21 protein-coding genes and 3 pseudogenes are annotated in these 23,402 nt (G+C 64.6%); 19 read left to right on the top strand and 5 right to left on the bottom strand.

Annotated elements, in window-relative coordinates; translation table 11 throughout:
- Window positions 1–4: 4 nt before the first annotated feature.
- The gene (locus tag M5C96_RS25050; RefSeq protein ID WP_272566018.1) at window positions 5–808 is read left to right on the top strand and encodes a glycine zipper 2TM domain-containing protein; all 804 of its coding nucleotides are present in this window, start codon (window positions 5–7) and stop codon (window positions 806–808) included.
- 272 nt (window positions 809–1,080) lie between these two features.
- Here the strand turns inward: M5C96_RS25050 and M5C96_RS25045 are convergent, their stop codons facing one another.
- Together M5C96_RS25045 and M5C96_RS25040 are read right to left on the bottom strand one after the other, a co-directional pair.
- A complete protein-coding gene (locus tag M5C96_RS25045) occupies window positions 1,081–1,854 on the bottom strand; it encodes a ferredoxin--NADP reductase (protein ID WP_272549805.1) in 774 nt (257 codons plus the stop codon).
- Between the two features lie 231 nt (window positions 1,855–2,085).
- Window positions 2,086–2,706, bottom strand: a complete 621-nt coding sequence (locus M5C96_RS25040) for a TetR/AcrR family transcriptional regulator (protein ID WP_272566017.1) — start codon at window positions 2,704–2,706, stop codon at window positions 2,086–2,088.
- Window positions 2,707–2,831: 125 nt separating this feature from the next.
- On the opposite strand from M5C96_RS25040, the gene M5C96_RS25035 reads away from it, so the two are divergent.
- The 4 genes and pseudogenes from M5C96_RS25035 to M5C96_RS25020 all read left to right on the top strand — a co-directional run bounded on the left by M5C96_RS25035 (window position 2,832) and on the right by M5C96_RS25020 (window position 9,371).
- A complete protein-coding gene (locus M5C96_RS25035; RefSeq protein ID WP_272566016.1) occupies window positions 2,832–4,040 on the top strand; it encodes an efflux RND transporter periplasmic adaptor subunit in 1,209 nt (402 codons plus the stop codon).
- Between the two features lie 18 nt (window positions 4,041–4,058).
- Window positions 4,059–7,227: pseudogene (locus M5C96_RS25030) on the top strand (efflux RND transporter permease subunit).
- Window position 7,228: 1 nt separating this feature from the next.
- Window positions 7,229–8,683: an AdeC/AdeK/OprM family multidrug efflux complex outer membrane factor gene (adeC, locus tag M5C96_RS25025; protein WP_272566015.1), complete on the top strand. Its 1,455-nt coding sequence runs from the start codon at window positions 7,229–7,231 to the stop codon at window positions 8,681–8,683.
- A gap of 40 nt (window positions 8,684–8,723) precedes the next feature.
- On the top strand, window positions 8,724–9,371 hold the full coding sequence (locus tag M5C96_RS25020; protein WP_272566014.1) for a TetR family transcriptional regulator: 648 nt from the start codon (window positions 8,724–8,726) through the stop codon (window positions 9,369–9,371).
- Between the two features lie 7 nt (window positions 9,372–9,378).
- On the opposite strand, the pseudogene M5C96_RS25015 reads toward M5C96_RS25020, so the two are convergent.
- Window positions 9,379–10,300, bottom strand: a pseudogene (locus tag M5C96_RS25015) (LysR family transcriptional regulator).
- A gap of 106 nt (window positions 10,301–10,406) precedes the next feature.
- Between M5C96_RS25015 and M5C96_RS25010 the strand changes: the two are divergent.
- Window positions 10,407–11,213, top strand: coding sequence for an SDR family NAD(P)-dependent oxidoreductase (locus M5C96_RS25010; RefSeq protein ID WP_272566013.1), 807 nt, complete (start codon window positions 10,407–10,409; stop codon window positions 11,211–11,213).
- An 8-nt stretch (window positions 11,214–11,221) separates the two neighbouring features.
- Here the strand turns inward: M5C96_RS25010 and M5C96_RS25005 are convergent.
- Window positions 11,222–11,881: pseudogene (locus M5C96_RS25005) on the bottom strand (ATP-binding protein); the annotation flags it as partial.
- A 243-nt stretch (window positions 11,882–12,124) separates the two neighbouring features.
- Between M5C96_RS25005 and M5C96_RS25000 the strand changes: the two are divergent.
- From M5C96_RS25000 to M5C96_RS24945, 13 genes are all read left to right on the top strand, one after another.
- Window positions 12,125–12,688, top strand: a complete 564-nt coding sequence (locus tag M5C96_RS25000) for a heteromeric transposase endonuclease subunit TnsA (protein WP_272566009.1) — start codon at window positions 12,125–12,127, stop codon at window positions 12,686–12,688.
- Window positions 12,688–13,458 (top strand): hypothetical protein, encoded by a 771-nt coding sequence (locus M5C96_RS24995; RefSeq protein ID WP_272566007.1) that lies wholly within the window; start codon window positions 12,688–12,690, stop codon window positions 13,456–13,458. Before M5C96_RS25000 ends, M5C96_RS24995 begins: the two co-directional genes overlap by 1 nt.
- 10 nt (window positions 13,459–13,468) lie before the next feature.
- Window positions 13,469–14,638: a transposase family protein gene (locus tag M5C96_RS24990; RefSeq protein WP_272566006.1), complete on the top strand. Its 1,170-nt coding sequence runs from the start codon at window positions 13,469–13,471 to the stop codon at window positions 14,636–14,638.
- On the top strand, window positions 14,635–15,567 hold the full coding sequence (locus M5C96_RS24985; RefSeq protein WP_272566004.1) for a TniB family NTP-binding protein: 933 nt from the start codon (window positions 14,635–14,637) through the stop codon (window positions 15,565–15,567). Before M5C96_RS24990 ends, M5C96_RS24985 begins: the two co-directional genes overlap by 4 nt.
- Window positions 15,459–16,529, top strand: coding sequence for a TniQ family protein (locus M5C96_RS26955; protein WP_349816789.1), 1,071 nt, complete (start codon window positions 15,459–15,461; stop codon window positions 16,527–16,529). The genes M5C96_RS24985 and M5C96_RS26955 overlap by 109 nt, the downstream gene beginning before the upstream one ends.
- A gap of 411 nt (window positions 16,530–16,940) precedes the next feature.
- On the top strand, window positions 16,941–17,342 hold the full coding sequence (gene tnpA / locus M5C96_RS24980) for an IS66-like element accessory protein TnpA (RefSeq protein WP_272563682.1): 402 nt from the start codon (window positions 16,941–16,943) through the stop codon (window positions 17,340–17,342).
- Entirely contained in the window at window positions 17,339–17,686 is a 348-nt protein-coding gene (tnpB, locus tag M5C96_RS24975; RefSeq protein ID WP_272563683.1) for an IS66 family insertion sequence element accessory protein TnpB, read from the top strand. Before tnpA ends, tnpB begins: the two co-directional genes overlap by 4 nt.
- A gap of 77 nt (window positions 17,687–17,763) precedes the next feature.
- Window positions 17,764–19,329: an IS66 family transposase gene (gene tnpC / locus M5C96_RS24970; protein WP_272564826.1), complete on the top strand. Its 1,566-nt coding sequence runs from the start codon at window positions 17,764–17,766 to the stop codon at window positions 19,327–19,329.
- Window positions 19,330–19,331: 2 nt separating this feature from the next.
- On the top strand, window positions 19,332–19,913 hold the full coding sequence (locus M5C96_RS24965) for a plasmid pRiA4b ORF-3 family protein (protein WP_272563684.1): 582 nt from the start codon (window positions 19,332–19,334) through the stop codon (window positions 19,911–19,913).
- A gap of 6 nt (window positions 19,914–19,919) precedes the next feature.
- Window positions 19,920–20,075, top strand: coding sequence for a hypothetical protein (locus M5C96_RS24960; protein ID WP_272564825.1), 156 nt, complete (start codon window positions 19,920–19,922; stop codon window positions 20,073–20,075).
- 424 nt (window positions 20,076–20,499) lie between these two features.
- Window positions 20,500–21,261 (top strand): hypothetical protein, encoded by a 762-nt coding sequence (locus M5C96_RS24955; RefSeq protein WP_272566003.1) that lies wholly within the window; start codon window positions 20,500–20,502, stop codon window positions 21,259–21,261.
- A 32-nt stretch (window positions 21,262–21,293) separates the two neighbouring features.
- The gene (locus M5C96_RS24950; RefSeq protein ID WP_272566002.1) at window positions 21,294–21,974 is read left to right on the top strand and encodes a DNA adenine methylase; all 681 of its coding nucleotides are present in this window, start codon (window positions 21,294–21,296) and stop codon (window positions 21,972–21,974) included.
- Window positions 21,974–22,795 (top strand): 8-oxoguanine DNA glycosylase, encoded by an 822-nt coding sequence (locus tag M5C96_RS24945; RefSeq protein WP_272565999.1) that lies wholly within the window; start codon window positions 21,974–21,976, stop codon window positions 22,793–22,795. Before M5C96_RS24950 ends, M5C96_RS24945 begins: the two co-directional genes overlap by 1 nt.
- Here M5C96_RS24945 and M5C96_RS26950 read toward each other — a convergent pair.
- Window positions 22,730–23,374 carry a nitroreductase family protein gene (locus tag M5C96_RS26950; RefSeq protein WP_442867341.1) on the bottom strand — a complete coding sequence of 215 codons (645 nt, stop codon included), beginning with the start codon at window positions 23,372–23,374 and terminating at the stop codon, window positions 22,730–22,732. The two genes, M5C96_RS24945 and M5C96_RS26950, sit on opposite strands and share 66 nt — an antisense overlap.
- Window positions 23,375–23,402: the final 28 nt, after the last annotated feature.

The raw sequence follows: 23,402 nt of genomic DNA, 5'->3' as shown, positions 1-23,402 counted from the left end.
CACCATGGGTCTCATCATTCGAAACAATCCCTCCCTCGCGCCGGCGCTCGGCGCCTCCGCAGCTCCCGCCGGGGGCGCATCCGTCAAATGGCTGTGGGCGGCCGTGGGTGCGCTGGGCGTGAGCGTGCTGGCATTGGGCGCCACCCTGGTCATGCAGCAGCGCGGCGGCAGCGCCCCCGCCGAGTCTGCCGCGCAGGTCGCGCAACTGGCCCCCGGTGCCACGCGCACGCCCGAAGCCGAAGTCATCAATGAACGGGCGGGCGCCCAGCCCGCACGGCAACCGCAGCCCCTGGCCCAGAACATCGTGAACCGGGCCCCGGCCTCGCCGCAGTACGGCAGCGGGTCGGGCGGTGGGTACGACGCCTCCGCGGACGCCGGCCGGCCGGTGGCCATGCCGGCCCAGGCGCCGGTGTGCAGCACCTGCGGCCGAATCGAGTCGGTGCAGACGGTGCAGCAGGCCGCTCCCGCGTCCGGCGTGGGCGCCGTGGCGGGTGGGGTGCTAGGGGCCGTCGTGGGTAACCAGGTGGGCAAGGGCTCGGGCCGCGCGGCGGCCACCGTGCTGGGCGCGGTGGGCGGCGGCTACCTGGGCCACACGGTGGAGCAGCGCACCCGCACCACCACGGCCTACCAGATGCGCGTGCGCATGGACGACGGCTCGGTGCGCACCTTCACGCGCTCGCAGCCGGTGGCCGAGGGCACGCCGGTGCGCGTGGAGGGCCGCAGCTTCCGGGTGGACAACCGGCCGCAGGGCCAGGCCGGCTACACGCAGGGGGCGCAGTCGATGCGCGTGGCCAACAACGGCTACTGACCGGCGGGGCTGCGCAGGCTCCTTGCCCTCATTCACTGTCCCACGGGCGGCCTCGGCCGCCCGTTGCCATTGGGGGCGGCGGTTCCGGGGCCGCCGGCCACCGGGGCAGTACTCGTGTTTTGTGCCTCCAGTGCAATCAGTACTACGGTATTGTGCTATTAATTTAATAGCATCCGAGGGGTTCTTGCCGATGGTCCGGCGCTCCGCGTGGCCAGTGCCTCGCGCGGTGGACCGCCTGCCGTCCCGGGCCCACCCGCGCCCGGCGCGTCACTTCATTTCTCGACGAACGCGCGTTCGATCACGAAGTCGCCAGGCTTCGTGGTGTTGCCTTCCTCGAAGTCGCGGTGCTCCAGGATGGCCTTGAGCGATGCCAGCATCTCGGGGCTGCCGCACAGCATGACGCGGTCCACCAGCGGGTCCAGCGGGGGCACGCCCAGGTCGGTGAAGAGCTTGCCGCTTTCGATCAGGTCGTTGATGCGGCCCTGGTTGCGGAACGGCTCGCGGGTCACCGTGGGGTAGTACTTGAGCTGCTTGGACACCGTCTCGCCCAGGAACTCGTGCTGCGGCAGCGTTTCGGTGATGAAGTCGTGGTAGGCCAGCTCCTTGACCTGGCGCACGCCGTGCACCAGCACCACTTCCTCGAACTTCTCGTAGGTGTCGGGGTCGCGGATCACCGACAGGAAGGGCGCGAGGCCCGTGCCCGTGGAGATCAAATACAGGCGCTTGGCGGGCAGCAGGTAGTCGATGAGCAGCGTGCCCGTGGGCTTTCTGCCCACCACGATGGAGTCGCCCACCTGGATGTTCTGCAGGCGCGAGGTCAGCGGGCCGTCCGGCACCTTGATTGACAGGAACTCCAGGTGCTCCTCGTAGTTGGCGCTGGCGATGCTGTAGGCGCGCAGCAGCGGCTTGTCGTTCACCTTGAGGCCGATCATGGTGAAGTGGCCGTTGGAGAACCGCAGCGCCGGGTCGCGCGTGGTGGTGAAGGAAAACAGGCGGTCGGTCCAGTGGTGGACGGAAAGGACTCGTTCTTCGTTGAATGCGCTCATGGAAATGGTGCAGATTGGGTGTGAGACGAAAGAAGCCTTCAGGGGCAGGGCCGGTGGCGGATGGGCGCATTGCGCGAACTGGGCTGCCCCCTGCCATGCGGGCAAACCTGCACATTGTCGGGCAAACCGGCCCCGCGGCCTTATGGCATCTGCGCATGTGCTTATGCCAGCCGGGCCCGGTGGGGGCTGGGGGGCGCCGGGGCGCTTCCGCGATCGGCGGTGCCGGGCGCTTCAGGCGCCGTCGGCCGGGTCCACCGCGTAGCCGCGCAAGAACACGTCGATGGCCCGGCCGATGGCCTGGCGCATCTTCACCTTGGACAGGCTGTCCTCCAGGCCGAAGAGGCGCGGCGTGGCCGTCTCCGACTCCATCAGGGCCATGAAGTGGCGCGCCGCGGTCAGGGGGTCGGCCTGCCGCAGCAGGCCTTTGCGCATCTGGGCTTCCAGGAACGAACCCAGGGCCTGAATGCCCTTGTGGGGGCCCAGTTCGAAGAAACGCTTGCCGATGTCGCTGCGGCCCGATTCGGCGACGAAGGCGCGCTTGGCCTGGATGGCCGGCTCGCTGCAGATCACGGCCAGCATCTTCTCGGCGAAGGTCTTCAGCGCGGTTTCCAGTTCGCTCTCGTCCTGCTCGAGCGCGAGAAAGAACAATTCGATGTGCTGCTTGGCCGCGCCGATGGCGACCTCCAGGAACAGCTCTTCCTTGGAGCTGAAATACCCATACAGCGTGGACTTGGAGCCCCCGACCCGGGCGGCGATCTCCGCCATCGACGCCCCCTCGAACCCCGATTCCGAAAAAACCTGGGAGGCAATTTCCACGATCGCGTCCCGCTTGGCTTCCGTCTTGACGCGCATCTACCGACTTCCGTTTTCTGTATTCATGCGTCCGAGTATTGATGGGCGAAGAATCGAAGTCAAATTTACTTTACCGTACAGTACGGTTTGTATATCATCGACGCATTGTTCTTTGGAGATTGCCCATGCGACCCGTTCATCGCCCCTTGCTCACGCTGTCGGCCGCAGCTGCCATGGCCTGTCTGCTCGCCGCCTGCGGCAAGCCCCCGGGCGGCCCGCCGGCACCGCAGGGCACGCCCATCGTCGGTGTGATGACCGTGCAGCCGCAGCCTGTGGCGCTGAGCGCCGAACTGCCCGGCCGCACCGTGCCCTACCTGGTCGCCGACGTGCGGCCTCAGGTGGGCGGCATCGTGAAGGCGCGCAAGTTCCGCGAGGGCAGCGATGTGAAGGCCGGCGAGGCGCTCTATCAGATCGACCCCGCCACCTACCAGGCCACCTACGACAGCAACGTGGCCGCCCTGGCCAAGGCCCAGGCCAGCCTCAAGACCACCCGGCTCAAGGCCGACCGCTACAAGGAACTGGTGGCCATCCAGGCCGTGAGCCAGCAGGATTACGACGACGCGGCCGCATCGCTGGGCCAGGGCGAGGCCGACGTGGCATCGGCCCGGGCGAACGTGGAAACGAGCCGCATCAACCTGGCCTATGCGCGGGTCGATGCGCCCATCTCGGGCCGCATCGGCAAGTCGAGCGTCACGCCGGGCGCGCTGGTCACCGCCAGCCAGGCCACGGCGCTGGCGACCATCCAGCAACTGGACCCGATCTACGTGGACGTGACGCAGCCCAGCGCCGCGCTGCTGCGCCTCAAGCAGGCCCTGGCCCGCGGCGATCTGCAAAAGGCGGGCGCCAATGCCGCCAAGGTGCGGCTGATGCTGGAAGACGGCAGCGCCTACCCGCTAGAAGGCAAGCTGGAGTTCTCGGACGTCACCGTGGACCAGAGCACCGGCGCGATCACGCTGCGCGCCGTGTTCCCCAACCCGCGGGCCGACCTGCTGCCCGGCATGTACGTGCGCGCCGTGCTGCAGGAAGGCGTGAAGGAGCAGGGCCTGCTCGTGCCGCAGCAGGCCGTCACGCGGGACAGCACCGGCAAGCCGATGGCCTATGTGGTTGGCGCCGACAACAAGTTGCAGCGGCGGGCCCTGGAGACCGAGCGCACGGTGGGTGACCAGTGGCTGGTGCGCACCGGGCTGCAGGCCGGCGACCGGCTCGTGGTGGACGGACAGCAGCGGGCCGCGCCCGGCGCCGTGGTGAAGGCGCAGCCCTGGACACCCAAGGCCCCGGCCGCGCCCGTGGCGCAGGCCACCGCCCCCGAGGGTGCCGCCAACCCCGCGAACTGACGCGCGCGAAAGAACCCCATGGCACGCTTTTTCATCGACCGCCCCATCTTCGCGTGGGTCCTGGCCATCATCGTGATGCTGGCCGGCGCCCTCTCGATCTTCACCCTGCCGATCGCGCAGTACCCCAGCATCGCGCCGCCCGCCGTGGCGATCACGGCCAACTACCCCGGCGCCTCCGCCAAGACGCTGGAGGACAGCGTCACCCAGGTCATCGAGCAGAAGATGAAGGGGCTGGACAGGCTCAGCTACATGGCCTCGACCAGCGAGTCGTCCGGCCAGGTCACCATCACGCTCACGTTCGACAACGGCACCGACCCCGATACCGCCCAGGTGCAGGTGCAGAACAAGCTGTCGCTGGCCACGCCGCTGCTGCCGCAAGAGGTGCAGCAGCAGGGCGTCACGGTGACCAAGTCGGCCACCAACTTCCTGAACGTGCTGGCCTTCACCTCCGAAGACGGCAGCATGAATGGATCCGACCTGTCGGACTACGTGGCCGCCAACGTGCAGGACGCGATCAGCCGCGTGGAAGGCGTGGGCGACACGACCCTGTTCGGTTCGCAGTACGCCATGCGGGTCTGGCTCGATCCGGACAAGCTGGCCAACTTCGGCCTCACGCCGCTCGATGTGAAGACGGCCATCCAGGCGCAGAACGCGCAGGTCTCGGCCGGCCAGCTGGGCGCGCTGCCCGCGGCCGGCAACCAGCAGATCAACGCCACCATCACCGCGCAGACGCGCATGAAGACGGCGCCGGAGTTCGAGGAGATCCTGCTGCGCACCCTGACCAACGGCTCGCAGGTGCGGCTGCGCGATGTGGCGCGCATCGAGCTGGGCAGTGAAAACTACAGCACCGTCGGCCGCTACAACGGCAAACCGGCCGCGGGCCTGGCGATCAAGCTGGCCACCGGCGCCAATGCCCTCGACACGGTCCGCGCGATTGACGCGCGGGTGGACGAACTGCAGAAGTTCTTCCCCCCCGGCATGAAGGTGCAAAAGCCCTACGACACCACGCCGTTCGTGCGCATCTCCATTGAGGAGGTGGTGCGGACCCTGGTCGAGGCCGTGGTGCTGGTGTTCCTGGTGATGTACCTGTTCCTGCAGAATTTCCGCGCCACGCTGATCCCCACCATTGCGGTGCCCGTGGTGCTGCTGGGCACTTTCGGCGTGCTCGCGGCGTTCGGCTTCACGATCAACACGCTGACCATGTTCGCGATGGTGCTGGCCATCGGGCTGCTGGTGGACGATGCCATCGTGGTCGTGGAGAACGTCGAGCGGGTGATGACCGAGGAGGGACTGTCGCCCAGAGAGGCCACGCGCAAGTCGATGGGCCAGATCACCGGAGCGCTCGTCGGCGTGGCCCTGGTGCTGGCCGCGGTGTTCGTGCCCATGGCGTTCTTCAGCGGCTCGACCGGGGTCATCTACCGCCAGTTTTCCATCACCATCGTCTCGGCGATGACGCTCTCGGTGCTGGTGGCGATGGTGCTGACGCCCGCCCTGTGCGCCACGCTGCTCAAGCCGGTGCCCAAGGGCCACGCCATGGCGACGACCGGCTTCTTCGGCGCGTTCAACCGCGCCTTCGATCGCGGCAACCGCGGCTACCAGGGCATCGTGCGGCACATGCTCGGCAAGGGGTGGCGCTACATGGTGCTGTATGCGGTGCTGCTGGCGGCGGTGGTGTTCGGCTTCATGAAGCTGCCCGTGGGTTTCCTGCCCGACGAGGACCAGGGCACGATGTTCGTGCTGGTGCAACTGCCGCCTGGTGCCGCCAACGCGCGCACCGAAGAGGTCATCCACCAGGTGGAGAAGCATTTCCTGGAGGACCAGAAGGATGCGGTGGCGGGCGTGTTCTCGGTGTCCGGCTTCAGCTTTGCCGGCAGCGGCCAGAACACGGGGTTCGCCTTCGTCAAGCTCAAGCCCTGGGACGAGCGCAAGGGCGAGGCGCTGAGCGTGTCGGGCGTTTCGCAAAAGGCCGGTGCGTTCTTCGCGACGATCCGCGATGCGCAGGTGTTCGCCTTCGCGCCGCCTGCCGTGTCCGAACTGGGCAACGCCACCGGGTTCGACCTGATGCTGCAGGACCGCGCCAACCTGGGCCATGCCGAGCTGATGCAGGCGCGCAACCAGCTGCTGGGCGAGTTGTCCAAGGACCCGCGCCTGGTGGCGGTGCGCCCCAACGGGCTGGAGGACACGCCGGAGTTCCGCCTGGAGATCGATCCGCACAAGGCCGGGGCGCTGGGGCTGTCGATGGCCGACATCAACAACACGTTCTCGGCCGCCTGGGGCAGCAGCTACGTCAACGACTTCATCGACAAGGGGCGCGTGAAGAAGGTGATGCTGCAGGCCGACGCGCCGTTTCGCATGCTGCCCGAAGACATCGACCGCTGGTATGTGCGCAACAGCGCCGGCACGATGGTGCCCTTCACCTCGTTCGCCAAGGCCAGCTGGGCATCGGGTTCGCCGCGGCTGGAGCGCTACAACGGCGTGCCCTCCATGGAAATCCTGGGCATGGCGATGCCGGGCGCGGCATCGAGCGGCGAGGCGCTGGCGATCGTCGAGGCGGCGGTGGCCAAGCTGCCGCCCGGCATCGGCTTCGAGTGGACCGGGCTGTCGCTGGCAGGAGAAGGCCTCGACCGGCCAGACCGGCCTGCTCTATGCGCTGTCGATCCTGATCGTGTTCCTGTGCCTGGCGGCGCTCTATGAAAGCTGGGCGATTCCGTTCTCGGTGATCCTCGTGGTGCCGCTGGGCGTGTTCGGCGCGCTGCTCGGGGCCATGCTGACCTGGAAGATGAACGACGTGTACTTCCAGGTGGGCCTGCTCACCACCATCGGGCTGGCCTCCAAGAACGCCATCTTGATCGTGGAGTTCGCCAAAGAGCTGTACGAGGGCGGCAAAGGCCTGGTCGAGTCGGCGATGGAGGCGGTGCGCATGCGCCTTCGCCCCATTCTGATGACTTCGCTGGCGTTCATCCTGGGGGTGCTGCCGCTGGTGCTGGGCAGTGGCGCCGGGGCGGGCGCGCAGCATGCGCTGGGCACGGCCGTGATCGGCGGCATGCTGTCCGGAACCGTCCTCGCGATCTTCTTCGTGCCGCTGTTCTTCGTGCTGATCGTGGGTCTGTTCCGGCGCAAGCCGGCCGCCCCGAACGCCCAGGTCGCGCACGGTGCGCTGCCACACCCCGCTTCGGAAGGTGCCTGACATGTCCCGCTTCCTCCTCGCTCCCCTGGCCCTGGCCGCCGCATCCCTGGCTGGCTGCAGCCTGATGCCGGCCTATGTGCAGCCTGCGGCCCCCGTAGCCTCCACCTTCGCCGGCGATGCCGGCACGCCCGCCGCGGTGCCGGTGGCCGACATCGGCTGGCGCGACGTGTTCACCGACCCCTCGCTGCAGCGCGTGATCGAGATGGCCATCGCGAACAACCGCGACCTGCGCGTGGCGGCGCTCAACATCGAGCGGGCGCGTGCGCAGTACCGCGTGCAGGACGCGGCGCTGTTCCCGACCGTCAACGCCAGCGGTGGCGGCAGCGGCAGCCGCACGCCGGCAGACCTGTCCGGTGCGGGCCGGCCCGTGGTGGCCCACAGCTACAGCGCCACCGTGGGCTTCAGCGCCTACGAGCTGGACCTGTTCGGTCGCGTGCGCAGCCTGAATGCGCAGGCGCTGGAGCAGTTCTTCGCCACGGCGGAAGCCCGCCGCAGCACGCACATCAGCCTGGTGTCCGAAGTGGCGTCGGCCTACCTCACGCTGGCGGCCGACCAGGACCGGCTGCGCCTGGCGCAGGACACGCTCGCCAACCAGAGCAATGCCTTTGCCCTCAACCAGCGCAGCTTCGACCTGGGCGTGGCCTCGGCCCTCACGCTGCGGCAGGCGCAGACCAGCGTGGATTCGGCCCGGGTGGATGTGGAGCGTTACACCGCCCAGGTGGCGCAGGACCGCAATGCCCTGGTGCTGCTGGTGGGCGCCGACGTGCCGCCCGAGTGGCTGCCGCAGGCCCTGCCCAGCGATGCCAGCGCCGCATCGAACCCGCTGGCCCAGGTTCCGCCGGGGCTGCCATCGGACCTGCTGCAGCGCCGCCCGGACATCCTGCAGGCCGAGCGCACCTTGCGGGCCGCCAACGCCAGCATCGGTGCGGCCCGCGCCGCCTTCTACCCGCGCATCAGCCTGACGGCGTCGGCCGGTACCTCCAGCGCGGACCTGTCGGGCTTGTTCAAGGGCGGCTCGGGAAGCTGGACATTCGCGCCGCAGATCTCGCTGCCGATCTTCGACGGCGGCGCCAACCAGGCCAATCTGGACATCGCCCGGACCGACCGCGACATCGACGTGGCCCAGTACGAGAAGGCGATCCAGACCGCGTTCCGCGAGGTGTCCGATGCGCTGGCCCAGCGCAGCACGCTGGGCCGCCAGCTGGAGGCCCAGCAGTCGCTGGTGGACGCCACGGCCGACAGCTACCGCCTGTCGGATGCGCGCTTCAAGCGTGGGGTGGACAGCTACCTGACCGTGCTGGACTCGCAGCGCTCGCTCTACACCGCGCAGCAGAACCTGATCGGCACGCGGCTGTCGCGCTACACCAACCTCGTCACGCTCTACAAGACGCTCGGCGGCGGGTGGGTGGAATCGACCGGAACGCCGGTGGCTGCCGTCGGCGCCGCGAAACCCTGATGCCGGCCGGGCACCTGACGGGGCCTGATCGCCTGCCACCGTGGCCAAGCACACCAAGACCGAAGCGGAGCTGACGCGGGCGCGCATCGTCAGCGCTGCGTTGCAGGCCTTCGCCCGGCATGGGGTGCAAGGCGCCGGGCTGGGCGAGGTGGCTCGGCAGGCGGGGGTGTCCCGCGGCGCGATCTACTGGCACTTCGCGGACAAGACCGCGCTGCTGCAGGAGCTGCTCGGCCGCCTGCGGTGGCCGCTGGACATCGGCGCCCGCCTCGATGCTTACCAGAGCGCGGCGCAGCCCCTGTCGCTCCTGCACCGCTGCCTGGCCCACCAGATCGGCGAGTGCCGTGAAGACCCGGTGCAATGGCCGCTGGTGCAATGGGTGCTGCGCGAAGCCGGTGAGGCAGAGGAGTGGGAGGGCCTGGGACCGCGCGCGGCGGTGGCCCAGGCGGCGGCCGTTCGCCACCTGGAGTCCGCGCTGGCCGTCGCGGCGCGCCGGGGCCACCTGCGCGAGGGGCTGGAACCGGCCCTGGCGGCGCGCTGCCTGCATGCCGTCGGACGCAGCGTGCTGGCCGAGCCGGTGGAGGAGACCGATCCGGCCGGGTACCGGCGGCATGTGGACGCCTGCCTTGGGTTTCTGATGGACGGCATGGCGCCGGGCACGCCGCGCGCGCCGCTGGCCCATGGCCTTTGACGCGGGCTCAGGCGAAGGCATCGATGCGCGCCACGTGCGCCTCGATCACCTGCGCCATCCAGTCCATCACCACGCGCACGCGGCGGGGCAGGTGGCGGCGGTGGGCGTAGAGCAAGGTCAAGGCCATCGGCGGGGCCGGGTGGTCGGGCAGCACCTGCACCAGCGTGCCGCGCTCCAGGTGCGCATGCACCCCGATCAGCGGCGCCTGCACGATGCCCAGCCCCGCCAGGCAGGCGGCCTGGTATGCCTCGGCCCCGTTGACGGTGATGGGGCCGGCCATCGGCTGGCGCACGGTTTCGCCCTCATGCAGGTACTCGAACCCGCCGGACTTGGCGCCCAGCGTGGTCACGTAGTGGATCAGGTGGTGGTGCGCCAGGTCCTGCACGGATTGCGGCTGCCCGGCCCGCGCCAAGTAGCCCGGGCTGGCGCAATTGACCATGCGCAACTGCCTGAGCGGCCGCGCCACCAGGCTCGGCTCCGACACCGTGCCCACGCGCACCACGCAATCGAAGCCCTCGCGCACCAAGTCCACGCGGCGGTCGGTGCTGCTGATCTCGATCTCCAGGCGCGGGTGGCGCTGCAGCAGTTCGGGCAATTGCGGCAGAACCACGCGGCGCGCGATGCCGGTGGACATGTCGATGCGCACCCGCCCCCGCAGCGCTTCGCCCCCGGGCTGCTGGAACATGGACTGCAGCTCGTCCACATCGGCCAGCAGGTCCTTGCAGCGCTCGTAGTAGGCCTGGCCGTCCTGCGTGAGCTGCACCCGCCGCGTGGTCCGGTGCAGCAGCCGGGGTGCCGAGCTGGCTTTCGAGTTGCTGAACAGCCATCGACGCGCCGGCTTTCGGGATGCCGAGCGCATCGGCGGCCTGGGTGAAGCTGGACAGCTCTGCCACGCGGACGAACACCAGCATGCGGTCGAGGGGGTTCATTGTCGTTATAGGGTGAACAAACTGATCAATTTTTGCCGATTTATGGGGGGACGTCTGCTCAATAGACTGCCAGGCATTCCGTTGCTATCCCATTGAAAGGCCTGCCATGACCGCTTCTCTTCCCTCCCCATCCTCCACCGCGTCCTCGCCGGAAGCCGGCGCGCCCATCGCCTTGGTCACCGGCGGCAGCCGCGGCCTGGGCCGCAATGCCGCGCTGCACATCGCCCGGCAGGGCACCGACGTGATCCTGACCTACCGCAGCCAGGCGGCCGAAGCCGAGGCCACCGTGGCCGAGATCGAACGCCTGGGGCGGCGCGCCGTGGCCCTGCCGCTCGACGTCTCGCAGAGCGCCGGCTTCGCCGCGTTCGCGGCCCAGGTGCGCGAGGTGCTGTCGGGCCGCTGGCAACGGGAGCGCTTCGACTTCCTGGTGAACAACGCGGGCATCGGCATCCATGCCGGTTTCATGGAGACGACCGAGGCGCAGTTCGACCAGCTCGTCGACATCCATTTCAAGGGCGTGTTCTTCCTCACCCAAAAGCTGTTGCCGCTCATGAACGACGGGGGGCGCATCGTCAACGTGTCCACCGGCCTGGCCCGCTTCGCGCTGCCGGGGTTCGCGGCCTATGCGGCCATGAAGGGCGCGGTGGAGGTGCTGACCCGCTATCTGGCCAAGGAACTGGGCCCGCGCGGCATCGCCGTGAACGTGGTCGCCCCGGGTGCCATCGAGACGGACTTCGGCGGCGGTGCGGTGCGCGACAACGCGCAGATGAACGCGTTCATCGCGTCCCAGACGGCGCTGGGCCGGGTGGGTCAGCCGGACGACATCGGTGGCGTGATCGCCTCGCTGCTGCTGCCCGGCAGCCGCTGGGTCAACGCGCAGCGCATCGAGGCGTCCGGCGGCATGTTCCTGTAAGCCTCAGGTCACGCCGCGCCGCGGTGCAGCACCCGCCGGTACTGCACGGCCTCGGCCACGTGCGCCGGGGCGATGGCCGCGCTGCCCGCCAGGTCCGCGATCGTGCGGGCCACCTTCAGCGCGCGGTGCGTGCTGCGGGCCGACCAGGCCAGCCGGGTCGCGGCGGCCTGCAGAAAGCGCGTGGCTGCATCGTCCAGCGCCAGGTGGGTGTCGATCTGCTGGCCCTGCAGGGCCTGGTTGGGCAGGCCCTGGCGGTCGATGGCCCGTTGCCGGGCCTGCACCACGCGCTCGCGCACCGCCGCCGTGGCCTCGCCGGGCGGGGCCTGCAGCAGCTCGCCCGGGGGCAGCGCGGGCACTTCCACATGCAGATCGATGCGGTCCAGCAGCGGGCCGCTGAGCTTGCCCTGGTAGCGTGCCACTTGGTCGGGCGTGCAGCGGCAGGTGCGCTGGCCGGAGCCGAGAAAGCCGCAAGGGCAGGGGTTCATCGCGGCCACCAGCTGGAAGCGGGCAGGGTATTCGGCCCGCTGTGCCGCACGGGCGATGGTGATGCGGCCGGTCTCCAGCGGCTCGCGCAGGGCTTCCAGCGCACTGCGGGCGTACTCCGGAAATTCATCGAGAAAAAGGACGCCATGGTGGGCGAGCGAGATCTCGCCGGGCCGTGGGGGAGAGCTGCTGTGAAATACCGGATTTCTTGAGACACTCTCCCAGACAAATCAAGATGTTGAGTGGCTTTTTGTCAAATTAGCCGCGATCAACTTCCTTGATTAGGTGAGACCAAGGGGGAAATCTTGTTGATTAGATGCGACCATCCTGAGCAAGTACGCTCGGTGCGGAAGATTCCGTTAAACAGAAGGCATGTAACTGGCTTCGTAAGTTGGCGCGGGAATGAATCTGTTCCGTACGAATCACAGTTGGAGCGTGATTTCGTTCTCCGTCAGGAGTTCAGTCTGGGTGTCGCCTCAGTAGTGGCGCAGCCTTGCCGGGTTTCATATGCGACTTCCGAGGGGAATGTGGGGCACTACACCCCGGACTATCTCGTGATCTACACGGTTCGTGATGAACCCGTTGGTAGGGAGCGGCGGCCCATGCTGATTGAGGTCAAACCAAAATTGGACTGGGTACGGCATTGGCGAGAGTGGACACCTAAGTGGAACGCTGCCAGGCGATACGCGCAAGAGCGCGGGTGGATCTTCCATGTTTATGACGAGTCCCGAATTCGTACCTTAGCACTGGACAACATCAACTTCCTCCGCAGATACCGGGCATATCAGTTCGACCAAGAGGACTCCATGGCGGTCATTGAAGATCTACGTGAACTTGGCGCTGTATCGGTGGACTACTTGCTCGCAAAGCACTTTCCTGCGGGGTTCAGAGCGGAAGGTGTTGCTCACATGTGGCACTTGCTGGCGACGAGACGTATTGAGTGCGATATCTGTGATGAGCTCAGCTTGCAAACGGAAGTGTGGGTGCCCTAATGCTTATTGATCCAATCAACATACCAGATGGCGAAAGCACATCGATCGCGCCATCTCGACGCCGGATCCAGATCTGCAGCGGAGCACTGGTCCGCCATGCGGACGGAGTTTTTCGGATTGACGAGGTTCTCGATTTCGACACTGTCACTGCGACTAGCGTGGAGACTGGCAGAGTGCGTGTGCTGCGCATTGGTGAGTTGCAGGAGGTGGATCCCGCACCACAGCCGATGTCCGATGTGGATATCAATGCCATAGCTGAGGACGACTGGCGTGTGGCCCAGGCCCGATATGCAGCGATCCAGCCGCTGATCAAATCGAGTGAGCAGTCACGCTCTGAAGTTGAAGAGCGCGCCATGCAGATGGGGGTTAGCCCCGCAACTTTGTATCGCTGGCTAGCTCGCTACAGGTCGCTGGATGCGGTCTCTGGACTGATTCCATACAAGCGCGGCTGGAAAGCGGGCAAGGGCCGGATTCCTTCTGCTGTTGACGCCATCATTCAGGAAGTCATCGTGAATTTCTACCTCACGCCTGAGCGGCCGACATCTCAGAAGGTGGTTCGGGAAGTGCATAGGCTATGTGAAATGCGCAGCGTAGGTAAACCCAGCGCGACGGCGATCCGTGCTCGCATCGACAGCATTCCCGAGAAGCTGCGGTTGCAGGCCAGGGGTCAGCGCGAGAAGGCGAAGAACAAGTTCTTGGCCACGCCAGGTTCTACTCCTGGGGGAAACTACCCACTGGCAATCATCCAGATCGATCACACATCCCATTGATGTCATCGTCGTGGACGATGAGCACCGATTGCCTATTGGAAGGCCCTGGCTGACGGTCGCAATCGACGAGTACAGCCGCATGACCGTGGGATTTCACCTGTCATTTGATGCTCCGTCCATGACTTCGGTCGGGATGTGTCTTGCGAACGTGATGTTGCCTAAGGATGCGATCCTGATGGCGAATGGCATTGAGTCGCCTTGGCCTGTATGGGGCCGCCCAACTAAAGTGCGGTGTGACAACGGGCCAGACTTCCGATCGGAGAGCGTGCGCCGATCCTGCTCTCAGTACGCCATTGATCTCGAGTTCAGACCCGTGAAGGTTCCTAGATATGGAGGTTACGTTGAGCGGTTGCAGGGCACTCTCTTGCGGGAGTTGCATGATCTGCCTGGCTCGACTTTCTCTTCAACGGAAGTTCGCGGAGAGTACGACTCCGAGGGTCGCGCGGTATTGACGAAGTCCGAGTTGGAACACCAGCTGCTCATGCTCATTTGCAATGAGTATCACCGCAGGCCGCACGCTTCAATTGGCATGCCTCCTCTGCGCAAGTGGGAGTTGGGAATCTTTGGTGGTACCGGAAGCTCGGGCTCAGGCGTGGCTCCTCGCCCCGCGGATCGGACAACGGTGTATTTGGATTTCCTTCCAATGCTGGAAAGAACGGTTCAAAACGATGGCGTGAGCATAGACGGGTTGCGCTACTACGCAGATGTGCTGCGGCAATGGATTGGCGCCAAAGACGGTGACACAGGCAAGGCCCGCAAGCACATATTCCGTCGAGATCCCCGGGACATATCGGTGATCTGGTTCTATGACCCGGACATCAAGGAATATTTTAGGATTCCCACGGCCGATCAGTCCTTCCCATCCTGCAGCGTCTGGGAGCACCAGAAGGCCCAAGAGGACGTGAAGAAGGCAGGCTTTGACCCTTCGGATGAACGTGCGGTGTTACGGTCCATTACTGCTCGGCGCGAGCTCGTGCAGAAATCATCGGCTCGCACCAAGGCTACTCGGCGAGAAGCTCAGCGACGGGTCGAGCATGCCAAGTCCACGGGCCAGATTGCAGCGGCAGTGGCTTCAAAGAAGAACAGCCGAGACCTTGCACCTCGGCCGGGGAAAGCATTCAGCAAACTGCTGAGTAACGAGTTAGCCAGTGCTGTCGCAGCTTCGGATGACATCGCATGACTGATACCTCCCCAATTGTTGCGGACAATCCGGATGCAATGTGCTTCGCGGCACATATACATGAGAGGTTCAGCTACCTCGTCAATTTGAGCGATGCCGATCGCATTGCCTTCCTGGATGAGCCACGGTGGATTGGCTACGAGCGTGCGCAATTCGTGCTGGATCACCTCGTGGGCTTGATGAATAAGCCCAAGAGGCCGCGTATGCCCAACCTGCTCATTGTGGGCGAGTCGAACAACGGCAAGACCACGGTCATCGACCGGTTCATCCAATTGTGTGGCCAGGGATACGTCGATGATGAGTCGGAGTCGATTCGGCCGGTAATTCTGGCGGAGGCCCCCCCAACGGCTGATGAGAAAGGTTTGTACCTCTCCATCCTGAGCCAGTTCTGGGCTCCATACAAGAAGAGTGGTACGGCACATGAGTTGAGGTACGACGTCATCAACCGCTTGCGCAATTGCAAGGCCCAAATGCTGATTCTTGACGAGATTCACTCGCTGTTAATTGGACCTCCCGTGAAGCAGCGCCAAGTGATGAACACCATCAAGCTCCTGTGCAATGAACTGCGTATTCCCATAGTGGGAGTTGGCACCCGCGACGCAGTGCGCGTCTTGCACACCGATCCACAGCATGCCAGTAGATTCGATGTCGTCTCCCTGCCTTTGTGGGAGTTGAATCAGGACTTTCAAAAGCTTTTGGCTGGGTTCGAGAAGGTACTGCCGCTGAAACAGGCCTCCAGGCTATCCGAGCCGGAGATGGCTACGGTATTGCATACCGTCTGTGACGGCAACCTCGGCGATCTGCATCGCCTGCTGGTCGAGTGCGCGAAGGAGGCTATCGAGAGCGGCGAAGAGCGCATTACCAAGAAGATCGTCGAGGCGAAGTCTTGGGTGCGGCCAACGAAAGGCATCCGAGAACTGGTTCCGTGACTTTCCAACCGACCTGGACGCAGCCCTGCCCCGACGAACTCCTTTCATCCTGGCTTGCGAGGGTGGCGGTGCGCGGCGGTTGTGATCCTCTGAACGTCACCGCCACTATCTGGCCAGGTTGGCGTGTATGGTCTACCGATGTTGATCGTGGCCTGTCTCAAAGCCGCTGTATGACTCTGGCTGCTTGGATGCGTTGTGATGAGGCGCTGGTGCACGCAACGACGTTGCTGCAATACAGCGAACGTATTCATGGTGCAGGCGCTCGCGACCATGCTTCAATCCCCTGGATCATCTCGATGGGATGCCGTAACCGCCAGCGCTTCGCGGGTGTTCCCTGTTGCCCACAATGTCTGCAGGAGGATGTGCAGCCATACTTCCGAAGACTATGGCGGCTGGCATTCGTGGTCGGATGCGAGAAGCACAGAGTGCGTCTAATCGACCGTTGCCCTGCATGCGAATGCATCATTGCTCCGCATTTGTGCACATCACACGTGGGCAACATTGGCCTGTGCTTTGCCTGTCACTCGCGCTTGGCAGACTCTGTCTGCGTGAATGTGCAAGAGCGCGCCCTAACGCTCCAGCGCCTCGCTATGAACGTTCTGCGATCTGGTGAAGGCCTGTGGCAGGGACGCGCTGTGCCCGCAGCCAGTTGGTTCAGCGCTATGCGCCGCATGGCCACCCCACAGCGTTGTCCACTTTCTCCTGCGGACCAAGCGGAGATGGTGATACGCCCTACCGATCTGCCCTTGGAGATGGAAAGTCCCGTGGAGCGGGAAGCTCGCCTGTCAATACTCGCTGAACTCCTGGAGTCAAACTCCACCGGTGAGCTTTCGGCAACAAGGCGGAAATTGATTCAATACAAAGCCAGGGCGCCTGCCCAGACGGTTACCACTGGGTCCGTTGATGAACATAAGGTACGGGTTCAATGGGCACGTTGGCTGAGAAGGAACCGGATGTGGTGATTCACCAGGAGGAGGCGCTGTGCTGCGACGAATGCGGTAGAGAAATGTCCAAGGCCAAGCGTGTGGAAGGTGGCCACAAGTTCTGCGATACCTGCTATCAAAGATGCTTCAAGCGTCATCTCTGTCCAGGCTGCGGGAACGTAAGTAGGTTGCTCGCCAGCAACCCCAATGCCGTGTGCAAGAACTGCATGTCGGCAAAACCGTGCTTGCGCTGCGACCGAGTTGGTCGGCCTTTGGGTCTGATGCTCCCACAGGGGCCGGTCTGCAACTCCTGCTATCCCTACTTCCGCGACCCTAGGGACTGCGTAAGCGTCTTCTCAGTACCCTCTGTTTTTGCTGAGGGCTGATGTGCAGGATCGGTGGTCCATGTACGCTGCGATGGTGTGCATGAAGAACCGCTAATGCACATCAATGAACGATCAAGACACCCCGAGCAAGCGCCGTCGGCGCGAGCACAGCCCGATGTTCAAGCGCGAGCTGGTCGCACGAAGCCTGGTGCCCGGCGCGTCAGTGGCCGCCGTCGCGCTGCAGGCCGGCATCAACTCGAACCTGCTGTTCGCATGGCGCCGGATGCACCTGAGCACGCAAGAGCAGCCCCAGACGCCAGCGCCGCCGCAGCCCTCGCCGATGTTGCTGCCCGTCACCATCGAAGCTGCTCCGGTTGCGCCATGCCCTTCACCCACGGCGGCGGCGCCTCGTCAGCCTGGCGGGACCATCGAGATCGATGTCGGCGGGGCGAGGGTGCGATTGCGCGGTGCAGTCGACGAAGCCAGCGTGCGCCATGTCCTGCAGACGCTCAAGGCGCTGGCGTGATCGGCCTTCCCACGAGCACCCGCGTCTGGATCGTTGCCGGCCACACCGACATGAGGAAGGGCTTCAACGGCCTGTCTGCGATGGTGCAGACGGCGCTGGCGGCCAACCCCTTCTGCGGTCACGTCTTCGTCTTCCGCGGCCGGCGCGGCGACATGCTCAAGGTGCTGTGGTTCGATGGCCAGGGATTGCTTCTGCTGGCCAAGCGCCTGGAGCGCGGCCGATTCGTCTGGCCGCAGGCGCAAGGCGGCAAGGTCTCGCTCACGCCGGCACAGCTCTCGATGCTGCTCGAAGGCATCGACTGGCGCATGCCGATGCGCACAGATCAGCCTGCGCTCGCAGCTTGAACTGGGCTCAAGAATTCGTCTTCTGAACGCGCTGGTCGCGGTCGATTCCGGGTAGGTCCGATGGCATAGTAGATGGCGTGCCGAACACCGCCAACGCACCCCACACCGTCGACTCGCTGCTGCGTGTCGTGCAGGCCCGTGACGCGGAAGTCGCCCTGCTCAAACTGCTCGTCGACAAGCTCAAGGTGCAGTTGCTGCGCCAGGTCCGCGCCCGCTTCGGCGCCTCCAGCGAGCAGTTGGACGATCCGCAGATCGCATTGATCGAAGGTCTGCCGCTGCATGAACTCGCACCGGTCGGCAAGACACCGAAGGCGCAAGCGGCCAACAGCGAAGGCTTCGACCGCAGCCTGCCCACACACCTGCCGCGGGAGAACCATGTGTACCGGCCCGAGACATCGGATGCGCGGCGCGATGCCGCCGGCCAGGCCTGCGGCTGCAGCGCATGTGGTGGTCGGCTGCGGCAGATCGGCCAGGACGTCTCGGAACAACTGGAGTACGTGCCCTCGCGCTTCAAGGTGATCCGCCACGTGCGCCCCAAGCTCGCCTGCATGGCGTGCGAATCGATCTTCCAGGCGCCAGCGCCCAGCCGGCCCATCGCACGCGGCGTGGCCGGCCCCGGGCTGCTGGCCCACGTGCTGGTCGCCAAGTATTGCGACCACCAACCGCTGTACCGCCAGAGCCGGATCTACGCACGCGAGGGCGTCCTGATCGAGCGCTCCACGATGGCTGGCTGGGTCGGCCAGAGCGAGAAGCTCTTGCACCCACTGGTCGCAGCGCTCGGGCGCTACGTGCTGGCGGGCTCCAAGCTCCACGCCGACGACACGCCAGTGGCGGTGCTCTCGCCCGGGCGGGGCAAGACCAAGACCGGGCGGCTCTGGGTCTACGTGCGTGACGATCGGTCATCTGCGAGTGCAGACGCGCCCGCGGCGTGGTTGCGTTACTCGCCCGACCGCAAGGGTGAACATCCTCAGGCGCACCTGAAGAACTTCAAGGGCGTGTTGCAGGCCGATGCGTATGCCGGCTTCGCCAAGCTCTATGCAAACGGCAACGTCATCGAGGCTTCGTGCTGGGCGCATGCGCGCAGACCATTCTGGGATCTGCACGAGAGCCAGGGGCGGGCGCAGGGCTCGGTTGCAGAACAGGCCCTTCGGCGCATCGGTGCGCTGTATGCGATCGAATCCGACATCCGCGGCCGCCCACCGGATGAGCGCTGCCGGGAGCGGCAGGCGCGAGCCGGGCCGTTGCTCGAGGAACTGTTCGCCTGGTTGCGAGGGATGCTCGGGCAGGTGTGTGCCAAGTCGGAACTCGCACGCGCCATCGGCTACACGCTCACACGGCTCCGGTCGTTGACGCGCTACCGTGACGACGGTCGCATCGAGATCGACAACAACGCCGCCGAGCGCGCGCTGCGCGGCGTGAGCCTGGGCCGCAAGAACTTCATGTTCATGGGCTCGGACGCTGGGGGCGAGCGCGCCGCGGCCATCTACAGCCTGGTGGAGACGGCCAAGCTGAACGGGCTCGACCCCGAGGCTTACCTGCGCGATGTGCTCGGGCGCATTGCGGACCATCCGATCAATCGCATCGACGAGTTGCTGCCGTGGAACATCGGCCGACACGCCGAAGACCAACGACAAGCAGCTTGAGCATGGCGAGCAAGGTCCAACGGATCAAGGCACCAGCGGCGATCCTGCAACTGCACATTGAATTGCGCGGCACCAAGCCCAAGGTCTGGCGCCGCGTCCTGGTGCCAGAGACGATCACCCTGGCCAAGCTGCATCTTGTGGTCCAGGCTGCCTTCGGCTGGGGCCACTCGCATCTGCACGAGTTCATCGCTGGCGACGGCGAGCGCTATGGCACGCCAGACCCGATGCACGACGAGCCTGGCTCGATCACCAGCGAAAGCACGCGACTGACCACTGCCCTGAACCGGTCGACGCTGAGCTACGTCTACGACTTCGGGGACTACTGGGACCACCGCATCAAGGTCGAGAAGAAGATCGCACCGATGCCGCAGTTCGTGCTCCCGTTCTGTGCCGGCGGTGCCTGTGCAACGCCGCCGGAGGATTGCGGAGGCGCACCGGGCTATGCGGAGTTCGTGCGGGCCATGGCGAACCCTGACGATCCCGAGCACGACAACCTGGTCGAATGGATCGGTGCCGATACCTGGGACCCGTTGGCCTTCGACAGCATCGAGATCAACGACCGGCTCGCCGCGATCAAGGTCTGAGCGACGATGTCTCGGACGAACTACATCAAGGCCCTGATCGAGGACGGCGGCGACATCACGATCGGTGCGCTGCCACCGCACGAGTGCGTCGCCACGGCCGCCGATGGCAGCAACTGCCTGGCCATGCTCGTGCGTCGCGACGGTGAGAGCGACCTGCTGTAGTTCTTCCGTCGATCCCGCGTCAAGAGGGGGGCTGAGACGGCGCTTACGGGACTGCAGCGTGTGTCACAAGAAGACGCGCCGCTTTACTCGCCTGTATGGCAATGACGATGTCGTCTGCACAGGCTGTACTCCCAGCGCGTGCCGGACCTGCAGCCGGTGCAGGAAGCACCGCGAAGGTATGCCGCTTCCCGATGGGTCATGGCTTTGCAAGAAGTGCGAACAGCAGCCGGATGGGGCCTGCGAAAGGTGCTCCGCTCCGATCCCGCCTGGTGGTGGACAGCGCTGTGAAGCCTGCTATTGGCAGTCGCGATGCGAGCGCACTTGCATACAGCTGCAGGAACTGTTTTCCTCGCTCAAAACGCGGAAGGCATTTGGGTCTTATACGGCATGGGCCATGTCTCAGGCTGACCATAAGCGGCTGTGCATGACCGTTCGCAAGCATACGGATTTTTTCGATCTACTCGACCAAAACGCCAGTCAAACATGGGATGCTAAGTTCCTTCTGAAGACATTTGGAACGGGCATGCTCCGAAAATTCGAACTGCCAGTGCGGTGGATGGCTCAGGAGCGCGGCGTTTTCCTGAGCGAGGTTGCGAAGGGTGAGTCCGCAGCCTTGCGCTCAGCCGCTGGTCTGCTTGATCGTGCCCCTGCTGGTTCCAAGGCCCATGAGTTGCTGGCTGAGTTCGGCTCTGAACTACGGGCTAGGCTGGGCGCAGGGCAAATTAAGGCGAATTCTCTGCGCATGGCACTGCGCCCTGCCGTTCAACTGCTAGAGCGCTCGGAGCCGCCGTGGCAGGCCATTCCAGATCAGCGTACGCTGGAGAGGTTGCTTACAGACATTCCTGGTCAGCGAGCCGCGGCGTCTACCTTTCTGGGCTTTCTAAAGAAGCGCTATCAGGTTGAACTGTCCACCTCACAAGCAGTTGCTGCAGCGCTCACTGCGCGAGGGCGAGAGCTTGGCAATGACTTAGCGGCTTTGGCTCGTGTGAAGGAGCGAGATGAAGGCTTTCCTCGCCAATGGGGCGTCACTGCCTTGCAGTTCCTTCATCGCTTGAAGCCAACGCAAGCGCATGCCTTGTGGGCGGCAGGCTCGCGCGTTGAGCATATTGATGGTTACGAGGTCGTGCGCGACGGAAAGAGGTACTGGGTTCCGAATCCGCCCAAGACCATACCAAAGTGCATTTGACTTCATCGTCATTTCTGACGATGATTCGGTGCATGAGATATCCGGGTGGTAAAGGCAAGACGTATCAGCATGTAGTGAATCTCATGCCGCCTCATAGCGTCTACATTGAGACCCATTTGGGCGGCGGCGCTGTCATGCGTCACAAGCGCGCTGCGATTCGCAGCATTGGCATCGATTTGGATAAACGTGTGATTGATGCGTGGAAGGCTATGTCAGGCAGTTCTGTGGAGTTGGTGCACGGGAAGGCCGAGGACTTCCTCAGTAGCTATCCATTCACTGGTTCTGAGTTGGTGTACTGCGATCCGCCATATCACCCCGCAACACGTCGACAAGAGCGGGTATACCGGCACGATTACAACGAGCGCGACCATGTCGATTTACTGGAGATCCTCGCGGCTTTGCCTTGCAAGGTGCTGCTGTCCGGATACGCGCACCCTCTGTACGATGCCATGCTGACTGGTTGGAGTCGTAGGCAATTCGAGGCCGCGACCCACAACGGTGTGCGTGAGGAGAGTCTATGGTTCAACTTCCAGCAGCCCACACAGTTGCACGACGCCCGATACCTAGGCGCCGACTTTCGTGAACGGCAAAGCACAAAGCGCCGACTGCAGCGCTTGCAGTCGAAGGTGGCGTCCATGGATCCCATCGAGCGAACTGTGTTCATGCAATGGATGTGCGAGCAGTATCCGTTTCAGACAGGGGAGGTGTCTTGATGCAAACCGCCGCAATACTGGGCCCTGTAGGGGTCATGCAATTAGAACTGCCGCCGGCCCATGAACAGCTTCTTCCTGGCGTGCCCTGGGGTCGTGTCGGCGCTTTTCCGACGCCTGCTTACTGGGCCTACCAAGTGATGTCCAAACGAGTGCTAGGCGGCCCGCCCGAGTACAAGCTTGGAAAGACCCTGTCCCATGAAGTCGCGGCCTGCTTGCTCGGGGGCCATGGCATTCCCGCTGCAGTGGGCCTCGCTGCATATGCAAGCCTGCGTGACCAGGGCTTCTTGGAGGGTACTCCCTCGGAGCAACAACTACTGGAACTGCTGCAGGCACCGCTTACGGTCAAAGGGCGGAAGATTCACTACCGGTTCGCTCGACAAAAGGCGCGGTACCTGAGCGAGGCACTGGCCCATTTGTCTGCCAACACACCGCCCGTCGAAACGGGACGTGCGCTGCGCGACTGGCTATTGCAGCTGCCTGGAGTGGGGAGCAAGACGGCTTCCTGGATCGCTCGCAACTGGTTGCGAGCCGACGATGTCGCGATTCTCGACATTCATATCTTGCGTGTGGGCGCTGCGATTGGGTTGTTCCCTAAAAACCTCACGGTGGAGAGGCACTACTTCGCTCTGGAAGAGCTGTTTCTCTCTTTCAGCGAAAAGATGGGTGTCCGCGCATCCGAACTGGACGCAGTAATCTGGTACGAGATGGCTCGCTCACCGCTGTCTACGCAGGTGCTGTTGGGCAACCCCCTGCCTTCACCCAAGGTGAAGCCTGCCAAGCAGCGCCAGTCCAACCCCGCGCAGGCGTCCCTGTTGATCTAGTGTGTTTGCAATCATAGGATCTCCGGTGATCCCCAATGGGCAAAACCCCAGTCCCAGGGCCTCGGCTGCAATGCTGATGTAACCCAGCATCACGCCCGCATCGCGCCAGATGAGGCTTTCTGGACAGTCGTACTTCGCGGCTGTCTTACCAGGTTCTGCGATAAACGCGATCAGCGAAGCATTGCCTGTGGGCACCACTTCGTCTGCCGCAAGCCGAATTGCTTGAGCAGCATCCGAAGAACCCCGAAGAGTCACCAGTTCATGGCGCTTCGCGTCATACCTATTCCATTCCTCTCCTCTGCGTTCCTGGACGAGGCAGTGGATGCTGTGGATCGCCCCGGAGGCAGGGTGCCGCCTGAATTCAAGGTCAAACCCCAGATCGCTGATCCGCGCTTCCTGTGTCCGAGCGCTTAGGTCAAACAGCGCGGACAGATCTCCTTTGGTGGCTGGAGCGACAAAATCGCGCCGCGACCTGCGTGTCGCCAGGATTGCGGCGAGGTGGGGTGCTAAGTAAGCACCTGTGGTGTCAAGGGGACGGCAGTCACCCTGCGGCCAAGCTACAGGTGTGTATCGGTCCATAGCTCGCTTAGGGCGAGGATCGCCCAGA

Source organism: Acidovorax sp. GBBC 1281, assembly GCF_028473645.1.
Taxonomy (GTDB): domain Bacteria; phylum Pseudomonadota; class Gammaproteobacteria; order Burkholderiales; family Burkholderiaceae_C; genus Paracidovorax.
This window is presented reverse-complemented; position numbering and strand designations above follow the sequence as displayed.

What these genes read in the sequence shown, in the direction of transcription:
- M5C96_RS25010 (WP_272566013.1), top strand. Translation starts at nt 10,407, where the DNA reads ATGACCGCTTCTCTTCCCTCCCCATCCTCCACCGCGTCCTCGCCGGAA.
- tnpA (WP_272563682.1), top strand. Translation starts at nt 16,941, where the DNA reads ATGAACGATCAAGACACCCCGAGCAAGCGCCGTCGGCGCGAGCACAGC.
- M5C96_RS26950 (WP_442867341.1), bottom strand. Translation starts at nt 23,374, where the DNA reads ATGGACCGATACACACCTGTAGCTTGGCCGCAGGGTGACTGCCGTCCC.
- M5C96_RS24945 (WP_272565999.1), top strand. Translation starts at nt 21,974, where the DNA reads ATGCAAACCGCCGCAATACTGGGCCCTGTAGGGGTCATGCAATTAGAA.
- M5C96_RS24965 (WP_272563684.1), top strand. Translation starts at nt 19,332, where the DNA reads ATGGCGAGCAAGGTCCAACGGATCAAGGCACCAGCGGCGATCCTGCAA.
- adeC (WP_272566015.1), top strand. Translation starts at nt 7,229, where the DNA reads ATGTCCCGCTTCCTCCTCGCTCCCCTGGCCCTGGCCGCCGCATCCCTG.
- M5C96_RS24960 (WP_272564825.1), top strand. Translation starts at nt 19,920, where the DNA reads ATGTCTCGGACGAACTACATCAAGGCCCTGATCGAGGACGGCGGCGAC.
- M5C96_RS25035 (WP_272566016.1), top strand. Translation starts at nt 2,832, where the DNA reads ATGCGACCCGTTCATCGCCCCTTGCTCACGCTGTCGGCCGCAGCTGCC.
- M5C96_RS25050 (WP_272566018.1), top strand. Translation starts at nt 5, where the DNA reads ATGGGTCTCATCATTCGAAACAATCCCTCCCTCGCGCCGGCGCTCGGC.
- M5C96_RS25040 (WP_272566017.1), bottom strand. Translation starts at nt 2,706, where the DNA reads ATGCGCGTCAAGACGGAAGCCAAGCGGGACGCGATCGTGGAAATTGCC.
- M5C96_RS25045 (WP_272549805.1), bottom strand. Translation starts at nt 1,854, where the DNA reads ATGAGCGCATTCAACGAAGAACGAGTCCTTTCCGTCCACCACTGGACC.
- M5C96_RS24955 (WP_272566003.1), top strand. Translation starts at nt 20,500, where the DNA reads ATGACCGTTCGCAAGCATACGGATTTTTTCGATCTACTCGACCAAAAC.
- M5C96_RS24950 (WP_272566002.1), top strand. Translation starts at nt 21,294, where the DNA reads ATGAGATATCCGGGTGGTAAAGGCAAGACGTATCAGCATGTAGTGAAT.
- M5C96_RS24985 (WP_272566004.1), top strand. Translation starts at nt 14,635, where the DNA reads ATGACTGATACCTCCCCAATTGTTGCGGACAATCCGGATGCAATGTGC.
- M5C96_RS24995 (WP_272566007.1), top strand. Translation starts at nt 12,688, where the DNA reads ATGCTTATTGATCCAATCAACATACCAGATGGCGAAAGCACATCGATC.